A 13,472-nucleotide genomic window follows, 5' to 3' on the forward strand; every position below is an offset into this window, starting at 1 on the left:
CGGCAACCGGCCAGGAAGATCCTACATCGGCGTTCCTGACGGTCAACTCGGAGGCGACTAGCGTGGAACGGTGACTCTCAGCGACTCCGCACCCTCTTCGTCCACCCCTGTCTCCGGCATCCGTCCGCCCGTCGCGGACAGCAGGATCACCGTCCGGTCGCATCACGGCGATGACGTCGAAGACCGCTACGAGTGGTTCCGCGAGAAGGAGGACGCCGCCGTCATCGCGCATCTCGAAGCCGAGAACGCGTACACGCAGCAGCGCACCGCCCACCTCGAGGGTCTGCGGGAGCGCATCTTCGGCGAGATCAAGGGCCGCACGCTCGAGACCGACCTCTCGGTGCCGACTCGCCGCGGCGACTGGTGGTACTACGGGCGCACTGTCGAGGGCAAGCAGTACGGCATCCAGTGCCGCGCCCCGCTCGCGTCCGCCGAGGACTGGACGCCGCCGGAGCTCTCCCCCGACGTGGAGGTCGCGGGGGAGCAGATCCTCCTCGACGGCAACGTCGAGGCCGAGGGCCATGAGTTCTTCTCGCTGGGCAGCTTCGAGGTGTCGAACGACGGCACGCTCATGCTCTACGGCGTCGACGTCGCGGGCGACGAGCGCTACACCGTGCGGGTGCGCAACCTCGTGACCGGTGAGCAGCTCCCCGACGAGATTCCCGACACGTTCGCCGGCGCGACCTTCTCCCCCGACGGCCGCTTCATCGTCTACACCACGGTCGACGACGCGTGGCGCCCCGACACCGTCTGGCTGCATGAGCTCGGCACAGCCGGCGCCGACGACGCGAAGCTCTTTCACGAGCCCGACGAGAAGTACTGGGTCGGCGCCGGGTTCACCCGCAGCGACCGCTTCCTCGTCATCGGTCTGGGTTCGTCCATCACGTCGGAGGAATGGCTCCTGGATGCTGACGACCTCCGGGGCGAACCGCGCGTGGTCTGGCCGCGCAACGAGGGCGTCGAGTACGACTCCGAGCACGCCGTCGTCGACGGTGAGGACGTCCTCTTCATCCTCCACAACGACGCAGCCCTGGACTTCGAGCTGGTGCGGGTGGCAGCATCCGATCCCTCCGGCGACCGTTCCGTCGTGATCCCGCACCGTCCCGGCGAGCGCCTGCTGGGCGTCTCGACGTTCCGCGACTGGGGGGTCGTGGGCTACCGCCGCGGCGGCCTCGCGCGCCTCGGCATGCTCGACTACGCGACGGGCGGCGTCGACGAGATCACGTTCGACGAACCGCTCTACTCCGTGGGCACCGGCGGCAACCCGGAGTGGGCTCCTCCTCTGCTGCGGCTCGGCTACGGCTCATTCGTCACGCCCGGCACGGTCTACGACCTCGACGTCGCCACACGCGAACTGCACCTGCGCAAGCGTCAGCCGGTGCTCGGCGGCTACGAGCCCGACGACTACGCGCAGGCGCGTGTGTGGGCGACCGCGCAGGACGGCACGCAGATCCCCATCTCGCTCGTCTACAAGAAGTCGTTCGGCGACGCGGGCGTCGCACCCCGCCCGGTGCACCTGTACGGGTACGGCTCGTACGAGCACTCGATCGAGCCCGGTTTCTCGGTGCCGCGCCTGTCGGAACTCGACCGCGGCGTCGTGTTCGCGGTCGCACACGTGCGCGGCGGCGGCGAGATGGGCCGCCAGTGGTACGAGGACGGCAAGCTCCTCAACAAGCGCAACACCTTCACCGACTTCGTCGACAGCGCGCTGCATCTGATCGACAACGGCTACACGACGCCCTCCCAGCTCGTCGCCGAGGGCGGCTCCGCGGGAGGGCTGCTCATGGGCGCCGTCGCCAACCTCGCACCCGAGCTCTTCGCCGGCGTCCTCGCCGACGTCCCGTTCGTCGACGCGCTGACCACGATCCTCGACCCGTCGCTGCCGCTGACGGTCATCGAGTGGGACGAGTGGGGCGACCCGCTCCACAACGCCGACGTCTACGCCTACATGAAGTCGTACTCGCCGTACGAGAACGTGCGGACGGATGCTGCGTACCCGAGGATCCTCGCGGTCACGTCGCTCAATGACACCCGCGTGCTGTACGTCGAGCCGGCGAAGTGGGTCGCGCGCCTGCGGGAGGTCGGCGCCGACGCCCTGCTCAAGTGCGAGATGGTCGCCGGTCACGGCGGCGTCTCGGGCCGCTACAACGCCTGGCGCGAGCGCGCCTTCGAGCTCGCGTGGCTCCTGGACGTGCTCGGCGTCGCCGACGCCTGAGCCCTGCACTGGCAGTGACAGAGCGGATGCCTCGGCCCGGCGCGCTGCGCCCGGGGCCGAGGCATCCGTCATCCTGCCTGCGGTTCTCCTCCCACCGACTGCCTGCGGTTTCTCCTCGCCCCCGAAGGGTGTCCCACTTCGCAGCGCTCGTGTCCCAGTTTCTGCCGATGAGCCGGCTCTATGCGAAGGAAAGCGGGACACGCTGCGCGTGGCCAGGGCGCCAGCCTGCCCGGGTGAGGGCATCCCGCACTTTCGCGACGGCTAAGTCGCCGCGGCCACGCATATGGTGATTGAGGATCCGAACGTGATCCCAGCCGAGACTGCGGATGAGATCCCAGCGGTCGGCGTCTTTGGCGAATTGCCGGGCGTCGTCCGCATGGACGCGTCCGTCGTACTCGGGTGCGACGCGCCATCGCGGGTAGGCGAGGTCGAGTTCGGCGACACCAGATCCACGGTGATCCCGCAGCGTCCAGTTGATCTCCGGTTCTGGCAAGCCCGCATCCACCAGAAGAAGACGCAGGCGGGTCTCCCGCGGCGACCGCACGCCTCCTCGCGCTCTCACGAGCGCTTTGCGCAGGATGCCACCGCGCATGTCGCCCATCGCGTCAACCTCGGCGCGCAGCTCATCGAACGATGCGATAGGCCGACGGCCGCGGTCGCTGACCAGGAAGTCGGCCGACGCCACCAGATCGATGAAAGGCCAGAGCGTGGCCGTCTGTCGCCACGCCCGCACCGGGTGCTCGATCGGCAGCCCATTCGGAAGGAGCAGCGTCGCCGGTTCGCGCAGCTGCAATCGGTGCCCGATCACACCGGCAGTGCGGGGTTCTCGAGCGGGTCGGTGGGCGGATACGTGGAGAGCAGGGCGGTATGGCCACTCCGGCGTCGGTGCGCCGATCAGAGCGAACACCGTCTCGTGGCTGAAGAACTGCCACGAGGCCAGGCGCGGCGCGTAGTCCAGGCATGACTCGAGCAGAGACGCGTCCGCGCCATCCCCCATCACGCGGACACCACGGAATGGTCGCCGCAGGTCCCTGCGGTTCAGCCTCGATGGCGAGACGCCGAGGGCGGCCGCGTGAGCGACGCTGAATCGCGCGGGCAGTTCCGATGGCAGAGGCGAGAGGCGCGGCATCCGCCCACGCTCCCGTATCGTCACCGTTCGGGTCGTTCAGGACCACCGAGACGTGGACTGTTGGCCGTCTACCGCCGCCCGGGGAGGAGGCGAGCGCCGCTGCGCGGCGGTGACTGCGGTCGATGTCCCAATTTCCCTCGCTCCGGGCATCCCACCCGAATGAAGTCGGGACATCGAGGCGCGGAAAGGGGACATGATGTGCGGAGCCGCGCCTGGCTCACGCATCCGGAGACGAGGAGAGAGCGGATGCCTCTGCTGAGGCATCCGTCCCTCCGTGCGCCGAAACCGGGATTGCCGTCGAAACCGGAGAGGGTGCCGGCGGTCTCGGTGAGCGCGTCGCGTGGTGTCAGCCGAACAGCGCGGCGGCCTCTTCGTAGCGGTACAGCGGGACGGTGTTGAGCTCGCCGAGGGCGTCGGCGAAGGGGACGCGCACGATGTCGGTGCCCCGCATCGCCACCATCTGGCCCCACGCGCCGTCGACGACCGCGTCGGCGGCGTGCAGGCCGAGGCGCGTCGCGAGGACGCGGTCGAAGCCCGAGGGCGAGCCGCCGCGCTGGATGTGGCCCAGGACCGTGGAACGGGTCTCGATGCCCGTGATGCGCTCGATCTCGGGCGCGAGGATCTCGCTGATGCCGCCCAGGCGCGGGCGGTTGAAGGCGTCGAGGCCCTTGTCGCTGTAGGCCTCGTCCATGCCCTTGAGGGTGAAGCCCTCGGAGACGACGATGAGCGGGGCGCGACCGCGGTCGTGTGCGCGGGAGACGAGCGCGGCGATCTCGTCTATGGACATCGGCACCTCGGGGATGCAGATCGCGTGCGCCCCCGCAGCCATGCCGGCGTGCAGGGCGATCCAGCCGACGTGGCGGCCCATCACCTCGGCCACCATGCACCGCTGGTGGGAGTCGCCGGTGGTGCGCAGGCGGTCCATCGCGTCGGTCGCGATATTGACGGCGGTGTCGAAGCCGAAGGAGTAGTCGGTGGCGCGCAGGTCGTTGTCGATCGTCTTCGGGACGCCGAGCACGTTGATGCCGTCGTTCGAGAGGCGGTTCGCCGCCGCCAGAGTGCCCTCGCCGCCGATGGCGATGATTCCGTCGAGGCGGTGCCCGTACATCGTCTTGGCGATGTTCTCCGCCCCGCCGCGCGGGCCCTCGTAGGGGTTCGTGCGGGAAGTGCCGAGGATCGTGCCGCCGACCTTGGACAGACCCTTGACCTCGTGGCGCGTGAGCGGGAAGAAGTCGCCGTCCACCACGCCGCGCCAGCCGTCGCGGATGCCGACGAACTCGAGGTCGTAGGTGGTCGTGCCCTTGAGCACCACACCGCGGATGACCGCGTTGAGCCCGGGGCAGTCGCCGCCGCTCGTCAGGATGCCGATCTTCATTGCTGTGTTCCTCGCTGTCGGGTCGGTGAAGAGGGTCGGCGTCGCTGCCTCCCCCGACACTAGTGCCGGAAGCCGCGCCCTGCCACACGCGGTCGCCCCGCCCGCGCGGGCCGCAACCCTAGCGAGAGCGAGGTCGCGCCCGAACGCGACGAGGGCGGTGCGGCCTGCACCGCCCTCGTCCGAGTCGAACGTTATGCGGCGCCGAGCGCCTGACGCAGCAGGTGCATGAGCGCAGACAGCTGCACCGAGTCGCTCGACTGCGGGTCGACGGCCTCGCCGTCCAGCGCACGGGCGGCGAGGCCCTGCTTGGAGTCGATGAGCTCGGCGATCTTGGTGTCGATCGTGTGCGCGGCGATGATGCGCCACGCGGTGACGGGCTCGTCCTGGCCGATGCGGTGCACGCGGTCGATCGCCTGCGTCTGCTCGGCGGCGGTCCACGACAGCTCGGCGAGTACGACGTTCGACGACGCCTGCATGTTCACGCCGACGCCCGCTGCGGTGAGCGAGCAGACCGCGATGCCGACCTCGGGGTCGTTGTTGAACGCGTCGATCGCCTGCTGGCGGGCCGTGGTGGCCTGGTCGCCTCGCAGCGACACCGTCTTGAGACCTGCGGCGGCGAAGTGCGCCTCGGCGGTGTCCATGACGTCGATGTGCTTGGCGAAGAACACGACCTTGCCGACCGAGCGCTGCAGCTGCACGGCATAGTCGGCGGCGAGAACGGCCTTGGCCTGGCCGATCTTGCGCACCATCGTGAAGACGTTCTCGGACCCCGTGCCGGCGGCCTTCGACTCCTCGAGCTCGTTGTGAGAGACGAGACGGACGATGTCCTCGTCGATGTGGCCGGGGCCGTGGCCGCGGTCGCCGCGCGCCTCGATGATGCGGCGGTACTTCGCCGCAAGCCGCTCGCCGAGCTCGCGCTCGGCCTGGCGGATCGAGCGGCCGAACTCGTCGTCGAGCTCCACGGGGAGGTCGGCGATGAGCTTGTCGGGCAGGTCGGCGGCGACATCCTTCTTCTTGCGCCGCACGATGCCCATCGAGATCACCGCGTCCCGCGCCTCGGGATAGAACGACTTGTCAGCGGGGGTCAGCCCTGTCTCATCGAGCTTCTCCATGAGTACCGGACCGGGCTTCTCGCCGGTGGTCCAGCCGAGGAAGCGCCAGATCGCGTCGAAGTCCTCGACGTCGTTGATCAGGGGCGTGCCGGTGAGGGCGAGCAGCAGCGGGTTGGGCACCTGCTCGCGGATGCGCGTCGCGAGCGCCAGCACGTTCTGCGAGCGCTGCGAGGTGAGGTTCTTGATGAAGTGCGCCTCGTCGACGACCATGCCCTTCAGGCCGATCGAGCCGAGCCACGAGAGGTGACGGTCGAGGATCTCGTAGTTGACGATGAACACGTCGGCGAACGCGTCGATGCCTTCGCCGTCACCGTGGATCACCGTCGCACGCCGCTGCGGCGTCCAGCGCTCGACCTCGCGTGCCCAGTTCATCTTGACGACGTTGGGCACGACCGCGAGGAGCGGGTACGCGTTCGCGACGGATGCTGCGAGCACCGACTCCGCCGTCTTGCCCAGGCCCGGCTCGTCGGCGAGGAGGAACGTGCGGTGACCGGCGCGCACGGACTCGAGGAACCGCGACTGGTGCGGCATGACCTCGAGGCCCTTGGGCGACAGACGGTCGAACTCCGGCACGGGCGGGAGCTCCATCGAGGCGGTCGCGCCGCCGGCGCCCGTCTCGAACGCCTTGTACAGCGGGCCCATGAGCTCCCAGCTGTCGAGGCGGCGCCGCGGCGTCTGCTTCGGGGCGCGGACCGTGAGGTCCGGCGCGAGGAAGGGATTGGAGTCGCGACGCGCCTCGACCTGCGGCGGCACCACCTGGCGCTCGGCGAGCGCGGCGGGCACGACGGTCGCGACGACGGGGGCGACGTCGGTGATGATGAGCTCGTCGGGTGCCAGCTCGGCACCCGATTCGAGCAGCCAGTCGCGCCGCATGCGACGTGCGACGGGAGAGGTGGCCTGGTCGACCTCGAGCAGCTGGATGAGCGACGTGTCGCGCGCCGCGGTCTTGGCGAGGATGGTGGCGACGCCGTCGAGCCGCTTGAGCAGCTCGGCGCGCGCAGCATCCGTCAGCTCCGTGTCGTTCTTCACACGCGCACGCTCCTCGCGGACGAGGAAGGCGATGACCTGGAACTTGACCCGGTTCGTGGGCCCCAGCTTGCCGCGCTGGGCCTTCGCCTCGACCTCGCGCACCTTGCGGGCGAGGATCGGGATGATGGGGGCCTCGTCGTCGCGGCGCGCGGACGAGGACTTGCGGCGACGCTGCGCCGCCTGGGCGGGTGCCGTGGTCGGCATGCTCCTCCTGAGCGTGAATGCCGGATAGGGAGTCCGGCGGGGATCGGGTGACACCGATGGTTCTGCGTGCTCCCGCGGGCGGCGCGAACGCCGTCGCGAACGCGGGATCAGGGATTCGCCGCCGGCGGTCGCGGGCACTCGCTTCTGCGAGCTGCGACATCGTCAGCGGGGTTCCCGTGCACCATTCTAGGGGAACGGGTGCCCGAACGGGGCAATCCGGCGCGGGGGAACGCGGGATTCAGCCCCAGAGGGTCGCGACGATGTCTTCGGTGTACCCCTCCGGGGCGAAGTTGATCCACGCGGTCGTCACGAGTGCGCCGCCCCCGATGTAGTGCGTCTCGCCGCGCGTGTACTCCTCGTCGTCGAGCGTCACGCCCCTCTGCTCGATGCGGCACACGGTGCCGTCGCCGAGCGCCTCGCAACCGAAGCCCGCCTGCGGCAGCGCCGCGAGCGCGGCTTCCTCCTGGCCGGCGTCGATCGCGGTCACGTTGGTCGCGAGCCCGTACTCGCTCGGCTGGCCCCACGAGCAGCGCAGCGTCAGCGCTCCACCGTGGATGATCTCGAGAAGGTCGGCGTTCTCGGTCGACAGCATCGTCACGCCGGGGTCGTTGAGGGGCGGGTTCGCCGACTGCAGCTGCGCGAGCATGGCGGCGGAGTAGATCTCCTCGCACGCCCCCGGCACCTCGAAAGACGTCTGAGGCTTCTCGGTCTCGACCGGCGACGCGGACGGGTCGGACGCCTGTTCCTTAACCGTGCTCGAAGGGCTGCTCGACGGGGTCGCCTCGGGTTCCGGACGGCACCCGGTGACGACCGCGGCCAGGGCGGTGAGCGCGACGCACCCGATCACGATCCGCGTCAACCGGCTCTGCACGACCATTCCCTCGCCACCTCTCGCGCGCCGCAGCAGGCGGAAGGGCGGCGCGCTTTCGACCCTAACGAGGCGGGCGGACGGATGCTGTGGGCCACGCCGCGCGCAAGAGCACGGGCGTCACGGACCCGCGTACGCGCTCTGCCATTCCGACAGCGTGTGCGGGTCGTCTGTGACGATGCCGTCGACGCCCAGGGCCGTCACCTCATCCCATTGGGAGTCGTCGTTGAGTGTGTAGACGACGACGCGCGCGCCCGCGGCGTGCAGCTCGTCGACGATCCCCGGCCGCGCGAGCACCGCCTTGCGGTTGACGACGACGCCGCGCGCTCCGGCCTCGGCGACCGCGCTCACGACATCCGATGGGAGCTGCTTGAGGATGAGCAGCCGCGACAGCACGTCCGACCCCGCCGCAGCGAGCGCCAGCGTCCGCGCGTCGAAGCTCGCGAAGACGATGCGGCGCTCGAGGCCGCGCGCGGCGACCTCCGCGACGGCCGCGTCCACGGCCGGGGCATCCCATTCGCCCTTCATCTCCACGATCGCGCGGCCGTCGTCGGTCGCGACGAGGGTATCGAGGAACTCGACCCAGGTGGGGACCGGGGTGCCCGCGTAGGTGCGGTCGAACCAGGAGCCGGCATCGAGCGCCTTCACTTCGGCGAGCGTCAACGAGGCCAGCCGGCCGTGGCCGTCGGTGGTGCGGTCGACGGTCTTGTCGTGCATGAGCACGGGATGACGATCGGCGGTGAGGGCCACGTCGACCTCGACGTAGTCGAACCCGCCGGCGAGCGCCGCGGTGATGGCCGGCAGCGTGTTCTCCGGTGCCGTCGCCGCTCCCCCGCGATGGCTGGCGATGAACGCCGGCTCGCCGGGGGTCCGCTCGTCCCCCATCAGCTCCCGCGAGCTCACGCGCGCAGGAGTGGCGCCGAGGAAGGCGATCACCAGGCTCGCGATCGCGAGGACGCACATGACGGACAGAGCGTGGATCCGGTCGCGGGCGCGATCTGATGCCGCGGACTGGGGCATCGGGCATGTCCTCCGGGGGTCGTTCCCCACGTCCTCGTCGACGTGGTGCGGACCACTCTACATGCGCCGTTACTGATTCGTTACTTTGTTTTGGCTTGGCTTTCACGCACCATGCGAACGGCGTCCCAGAGCGCTTCTGCGACATCGTCCTTGCTCCCGCGCCGGGCGCCGATGACCTCGCCGTCGGCACTGATGATCGTGACGGCGTTGTCTGCCGCCTCGAACCCCTTGGACCAGCCGACTTCGTTCACAGCGAGAAGATCGGCGCCCTTGCGCGCCGCCTTGCGGCGTCCGCGGTCGAGCAGCGTCTCGCCGTCGCCAGGGGTCTCCGCCGCGAAGCCGACGATCGTCTGGCCCTCCCGGCGGCTGCGGACGAGGCCGGCCAGGATGTCATCGTTCTCGATGAGGTCGAGGGTGATCCCGCCGACGGGCGCTGACTCCTTGGCGCGCTTGAGCGGCGACACCTCCGCCACCCGGTAGTCGGCGACCGCAGCCGCCATCACGACGACGTCGGCCGCTCCCGCCTCGGCCGCGACCGCGTCGCCGAGCTCGGCCGCGGTGCCCGCGCGCACGACACGCAGACCGGGACGAGCGGATGCTGCGGCCAGCACGCCGTCGTCGACGTGGGCGGCGACGAGCACGACGTCTGCCCCACGGCCCGCAGCCGAGAGCGCGACCGCGACGCCTTGCCGCCCGCTGGAGCGGTTGCCGATGTAGCGAACCGGATCGATGGGCTCACGGGTCCCGCCGGCGCTCACGACGACCCTCAGCCCGCGGAGGTCGCCGGCGCCACCCTGGGCCGCGGCGAGCGCGGCATCGAGGATGACCTCGGGCTCCGACATCCGTCCCGGTCCGCTGTCACCGCCGGTCAGCTCCCCCTCGTCGGGGCCGACCACGATGACGCCGCGCTCGCGCAGGACGGCCATGTTGTGAACGGTCGAGGGATGCCGCCACATCTCGGTGTGCATCGCCGGCGCCACGACGACCGGTGCCGTGGTGGCGAGTAGGGTCGTTCCGAGGAGGTCGTCCGCGAGTCCCGCGGTCATCTTCGCCAGGGTGTTCGCCGTCGCGGGCGCCACGATCACGAGGTCGGCCGCCTGGCCGAGCGCGACGTGACGCACGCGTGCGACGTCGTCGTGGACGGAGGTCGTCACGGGGTGGCGGCTGATCGCCTCCCAGGTCGGCATCCCGACGAACCGCAGCGCGTCCTCCGTGGGGACGACGTGGACCTCGTGCCCGTCCTTGACGAGCAGGCGCACGAGCTGAACCGTCTTGTAGGCGGCGATGCCACCGGTGACCCCAACTACGACGAACACCCTCCGATCTTGGCACGACTGCCCGACCCCCGGTCCCGCGCCGGACGACACACCACCCGAGGAGCCCCCCATGTGCACCGTCGTGATCCGCGTCCCCGAGTCGCAGGATGAGCCCACGCGCGTACTCGCGATCCGCGATGAGGATCCCGCGCGGCCGTGGAACCCACTCGGCCGCTGGTGGCCAGAGGCGCACGACGGTGTCGTGGGCGTGCGCGACGTCCGCGCGGGGGGCGCGTGGCTCGCTGCGGATCCCGCGGCCGGACGCCTCGCCGTGCTGCTGAACCGCGCAGACGAGTCGACGCGCCCCGAGTCCGAGCTCGTCTCCCGCGGAGGCATCGTGCTCGACGCTGTCGCGGGCCGCTCCCCTGCCGGCGAGCCTGCGACGCACGGCTTCAACCTCGTCGAGGTGGAGGGCGCGCACGCGCGCGTCCTCACGTGGGACGGAGTCGCCCTGCGCACGACCGAGCTCGAGCCTGGCACGCACATGATCGCCCACGACGACGTCGACGACAGCGGCACGCCCCGCATCGAGCGCTGGCTGGGCGAGTTCCAGGCGACGGCGCCTGACGACGACGGACGATGGTGGATGCCGTGGGTCGAGGTGCTCGAGCGCTCCGCCGAACTCCCGCCCACCGACGACGGCGCGATCATCCGCGACAACCGCCCGCACGGCTATCCGACGCTGTCGCTCCTGGCGTGCGTCGCGTCGGTGTCGGCGCACGACGTCGATGTGCACTACGGCGAGCTCAGCGAGCCCGGCCAGTGGGGCGGTCTCGAGCTTCGCTGACGTCCTCCCTCGCTTCGGGACGCCCCGTCTTCGCCGCTCTCGGCCTCGTCAGTCATCCCCTCATACCAGGCTCTTCGGGTGCCAGACCGTCTTGGTCTCGGTGAACGCGGTGATGCGGGCGAGGCTCGGGGCGGCAGCATCCGTCCCGTTCTCGGGAGGCAGCACCCGCGTGAGCGTCTCGGCCGCGGCGATCTGCAGGTCGACCCAGTCCAGGTCGCCGGCGCCGACGAGGTCGAGCGCGTGCACGTCGGGGTGCGAGGCGAGCCACGGGGCGATCTCGGCGGGCGAGCCGGTGAGCACGTTGACGACTCCGCCGGGGACATCGCTCGTGGCGAGCACCTCGGCGAGCGAGATCGCCGAGAGCGGGTAGCGCTCGGAAGCGACCACGACGACCGAGTTGCCGGTGACGAGCGCGGGTGCGATGGCCGACACCAGCCCGACGAGCGCGGTGCCCTGCGGGGCGACGACGCCGACCACGCCGGTCGGCTCAGGCACCGAGATGTTGAAGTACGGGCCCGCCACCGGGTTGCCGTTGCCGGCGACCTGGCCGAACTTGTCGCACCACCCTGCGTACCAGACCCAGCGGTCGATCGACTCGTCGACCTCGGCGCCCGCGACCGCGGCGGAGACCCCGGTCTGCTGCACGATCTCGTCCACGAACTGGGCGCGACGGCCCTCGAGGATCTCGGCGACGCGGTAGAGCACCTGGCCGCGGTTGTACGCGGTGGCACCCGACCAGCCCTTGACGGCCCCGCGGGCCGCGACGACGGCATCACGGGCGTCCTTGCGGGAGGCGAGCGCGGCATTCGCGAGAAAGTCGCCGTTCGGGCTCGCGACCTCGTACGTGCGCCCCGACTCGCTGCGCGGGAAGGCGCCGCCGATGTAGAGCTTGTACGTCTTGGGAACGGTCAGTCGCTTGCTCATGCCGAGACCTCCTTCTTCGATCGGCCGGCTTCCATTCGGCGCGCGGCGTCGCCCGCCGATGCGCCCTTGAGGTAGGCCGCGAGACCGTGGCGGCCGCCCTCACGGCCGTAGCCCGACTCCTTGTAGCCGCCGAACGGCGACGACGGGTCGAACCGGTTGAACGTGTTCGCCCACACCACGCCCGCGCGCAGCCGGTCGGCGACGGCGAGGATGCGCGAGCCCTTGTCGGTCCAGATGCCGGCCGACAGACCGTACGGCGTGTTGTTGGCCTTCTCGATCGCCTCGGCGGGCGTGCGGAAGGTCAGCACCGAGAGCACAGGCCCGAAGATCTCGTCGCGGGCGATGCGATGCGACGCCTGCACGTTCGTGAAGATCGTCGGTGCGAACCAGAAGCCGTTGTCGGGGATGACGCAGTCGGCACTCCAGCGCACCGCCCCCTCTTCTTCGCCGACCTTGCTGAGCTCGCGGATGCGGTCGAGCTGCTCGCGCGAGTTGATGGCGCCGATGTCGGTGTTCTTGTCGAGCGGGTCACCGAGGCGCAGCGTCGAGAGGCGGTCCTTCAGCCGGTCGACGACCTCGTCGTGGATCGACTCCTGCACGAGCAGGCGGCTGCCCGCGCAGCAGACGTGCCCCTGGTTGAAGAAGATGCCGTTGACGATGCCCTCGATCGCCTGGTCGATGGGCGCGTCCTCGAAGACGATGTTCGCGGCCTTGCCGCCGAGCTCGAGGGTGAGCTTCTTGTCGGTGCCGGCGACGGCCTTGACGATCTCACGGCCGACGGCGGTGGAGCCCGTGAAGGCGACCTTGTTCACGTCGGGATGCCGCACCAGCGCCGCGCCCGTGGCGCCGGCGCCCGTCACGATGTTGACGACGCCCGGGGGCAGATCGGCCTGCTGCAGGATCTCGGCGAAGATGAGCGCCGACAGCGGCGTCGTCTCGGCGGGCTTGAGCACGACCGTGTTGCCCGCGGCGAGCGCCGGGGCGATCTTCCACGCGAGCATGAGCAGCGGGAAGTTCCACGGGATCACCTGTCCGGCGACGCCCAGCGAACGGGGGTCGGCGCCGAGGCCGGCGTAGTCGAGCTTGTCGGCCCAGCCGGCGTAGTAGAAGAACCACGCGGCCACCAGCGGCACGTCGACGTCGCGGCTCTCCTTGATCGGCTTGCCGTTGTCGAGGCTCTCCGCCACGGCCAGCTCGCGTGCCCGCTCCTGGACGAGGCGCGCGATGCGGAAGAGGTACTTCCCACGGTCGCGGCCGCTCATCTTCGACCACGTCTTGTCGTAGGCGCGGCGCGCGGCGGCGACCGCGGCGTCGACATCCGCCTCGCTCGCCGAGGCGATCGCCGCGATGTGCTTCTCGTCGGCGGGCGAGATGGTGGCGAACGACTCGCCCGAGCCCGGGCGGAAATCGCCGTCGATGAACAGCCCGTACTCGTCGCGCAGGTTCAGGATCGCGCGGGACTCGGGGGCCGGTGCGTATTCGAGGAAACTCAT

The 13,472-nt window shown here is 70.4% G+C and carries 10 protein-coding genes; 2 read left to right on the forward strand and 8 right to left on the reverse strand.

Annotation, left to right across the window (positions count from 1 at the left end; genetic code table 11):
- Positions 1–70: 70 nt before the first annotated feature.
- Positions 71–2,215 (forward strand): S9 family peptidase, encoded by a 2,145-nt coding sequence (locus tag MRBLWH7_RS07055; protein ID WP_342000555.1) that lies wholly within the window; start codon positions 71–73, stop codon positions 2,213–2,215.
- A gap of 178 nt (positions 2,216–2,393) precedes the next feature.
- On the opposite strand, the gene MRBLWH7_RS07060 is transcribed toward MRBLWH7_RS07055, so the two are convergent.
- From MRBLWH7_RS07060 to coaBC, 6 genes are all read right to left on the reverse strand, one after another.
- The gene (locus MRBLWH7_RS07060; RefSeq protein ID WP_342000557.1) at positions 2,394–3,023 is read right to left on the reverse strand and encodes a hypothetical protein; all 630 of its coding nucleotides are present in this window, start codon (positions 3,021–3,023) and stop codon (positions 2,394–2,396) included.
- Positions 3,024–3,690: 667 nt separating this feature from the next.
- The gene (locus MRBLWH7_RS07065) at positions 3,691–4,719 is read right to left on the reverse strand and encodes an ATP-dependent 6-phosphofructokinase (protein ID WP_342000558.1); all 1,029 of its coding nucleotides are present in this window, start codon (positions 4,717–4,719) and stop codon (positions 3,691–3,693) included.
- A gap of 191 nt (positions 4,720–4,910) precedes the next feature.
- The gene (locus MRBLWH7_RS07070) at positions 4,911–7,064 is read right to left on the reverse strand and encodes a DEAD/DEAH box helicase (protein WP_342000560.1); all 2,154 of its coding nucleotides are present in this window, start codon (positions 7,062–7,064) and stop codon (positions 4,911–4,913) included.
- Between the two features lie 238 nt (positions 7,065–7,302).
- Positions 7,303–7,941: a hypothetical protein gene (locus MRBLWH7_RS07075; protein ID WP_342000565.1), complete on the reverse strand. Its 639-nt coding sequence runs from the start codon at positions 7,939–7,941 to the stop codon at positions 7,303–7,305.
- A gap of 111 nt (positions 7,942–8,052) precedes the next feature.
- The gene (locus MRBLWH7_RS07080; protein WP_342000567.1) at positions 8,053–8,952 is read right to left on the reverse strand and encodes a glycerophosphodiester phosphodiesterase family protein; all 900 of its coding nucleotides are present in this window, start codon (positions 8,950–8,952) and stop codon (positions 8,053–8,055) included.
- Positions 8,953–9,032: 80 nt separating this feature from the next.
- Positions 9,033–10,268 carry a bifunctional phosphopantothenoylcysteine decarboxylase/phosphopantothenate--cysteine ligase CoaBC gene (gene coaBC / locus MRBLWH7_RS07085; protein WP_342000569.1) on the reverse strand — a complete coding sequence of 412 codons (1,236 nt, stop codon included), beginning with the start codon at positions 10,266–10,268 and terminating at the stop codon, positions 9,033–9,035.
- A gap of 70 nt (positions 10,269–10,338) precedes the next feature.
- Between coaBC and MRBLWH7_RS07090 the strand changes: the two genes are divergently transcribed.
- Entirely contained in the window at positions 10,339–11,055 is a 717-nt protein-coding gene (locus MRBLWH7_RS07090; protein ID WP_342000571.1) for an NRDE family protein, read from the forward strand.
- A 60-nt stretch (positions 11,056–11,115) separates the two neighbouring features.
- Here the strand turns inward: MRBLWH7_RS07090 and MRBLWH7_RS07095 are convergent, their stop codons facing one another.
- Positions 11,116–11,979 carry an aldehyde dehydrogenase family protein gene (locus MRBLWH7_RS07095; RefSeq protein ID WP_342000573.1) on the reverse strand — a complete coding sequence of 288 codons (864 nt, stop codon included), beginning with the start codon at positions 11,977–11,979 and terminating at the stop codon, positions 11,116–11,118.
- Positions 11,976–13,472, reverse strand: a complete 1,497-nt coding sequence (locus MRBLWH7_RS07100) for an aldehyde dehydrogenase family protein (RefSeq protein WP_342000575.1) — start codon at positions 13,470–13,472, stop codon at positions 11,976–11,978. The genes MRBLWH7_RS07095 and MRBLWH7_RS07100 overlap by 4 nt, the downstream gene beginning before the upstream one ends.

Origin of the sequence: Microbacterium sp. LWH7-1.2, assembly GCF_038397755.1 — a bacterium.
Taxonomy (GTDB): domain Bacteria; phylum Actinomycetota; class Actinomycetes; order Actinomycetales; family Microbacteriaceae; genus Microbacterium.

Excerpts from the sequence above, each read along its gene's own strand:
- MRBLWH7_RS07065 (WP_342000558.1), bottom strand. The coding sequence starts at position 4,719 with ATGAAGATCGGCATCCTGACGAGCGGCGGCGACTGCCCCGGGCTCAAC.
- MRBLWH7_RS07070 (WP_342000560.1), bottom strand. The coding sequence starts at position 7,064 with ATGCCGACCACGGCACCCGCCCAGGCGGCGCAGCGTCGCCGCAAGTCC.
- MRBLWH7_RS07075 (WP_342000565.1), bottom strand. The coding sequence starts at position 7,941 with ATGGTCGTGCAGAGCCGGTTGACGCGGATCGTGATCGGGTGCGTCGCG.
- MRBLWH7_RS07080 (WP_342000567.1), bottom strand. The coding sequence starts at position 8,952 with ATGCCCCAGTCCGCGGCATCAGATCGCGCCCGCGACCGGATCCACGCT.
- MRBLWH7_RS07090 (WP_342000571.1), top strand. The coding sequence starts at position 10,339 with ATGTGCACCGTCGTGATCCGCGTCCCCGAGTCGCAGGATGAGCCCACG.
- MRBLWH7_RS07095 (WP_342000573.1), bottom strand. The coding sequence starts at position 11,979 with ATGAGCAAGCGACTGACCGTTCCCAAGACGTACAAGCTCTACATCGGC.
- MRBLWH7_RS07100 (WP_342000575.1), bottom strand. The coding sequence starts at position 13,472 with ATGAGTTTCCTCGAATACGCACCGGCCCCCGAGTCCCGCGCGATCCTG.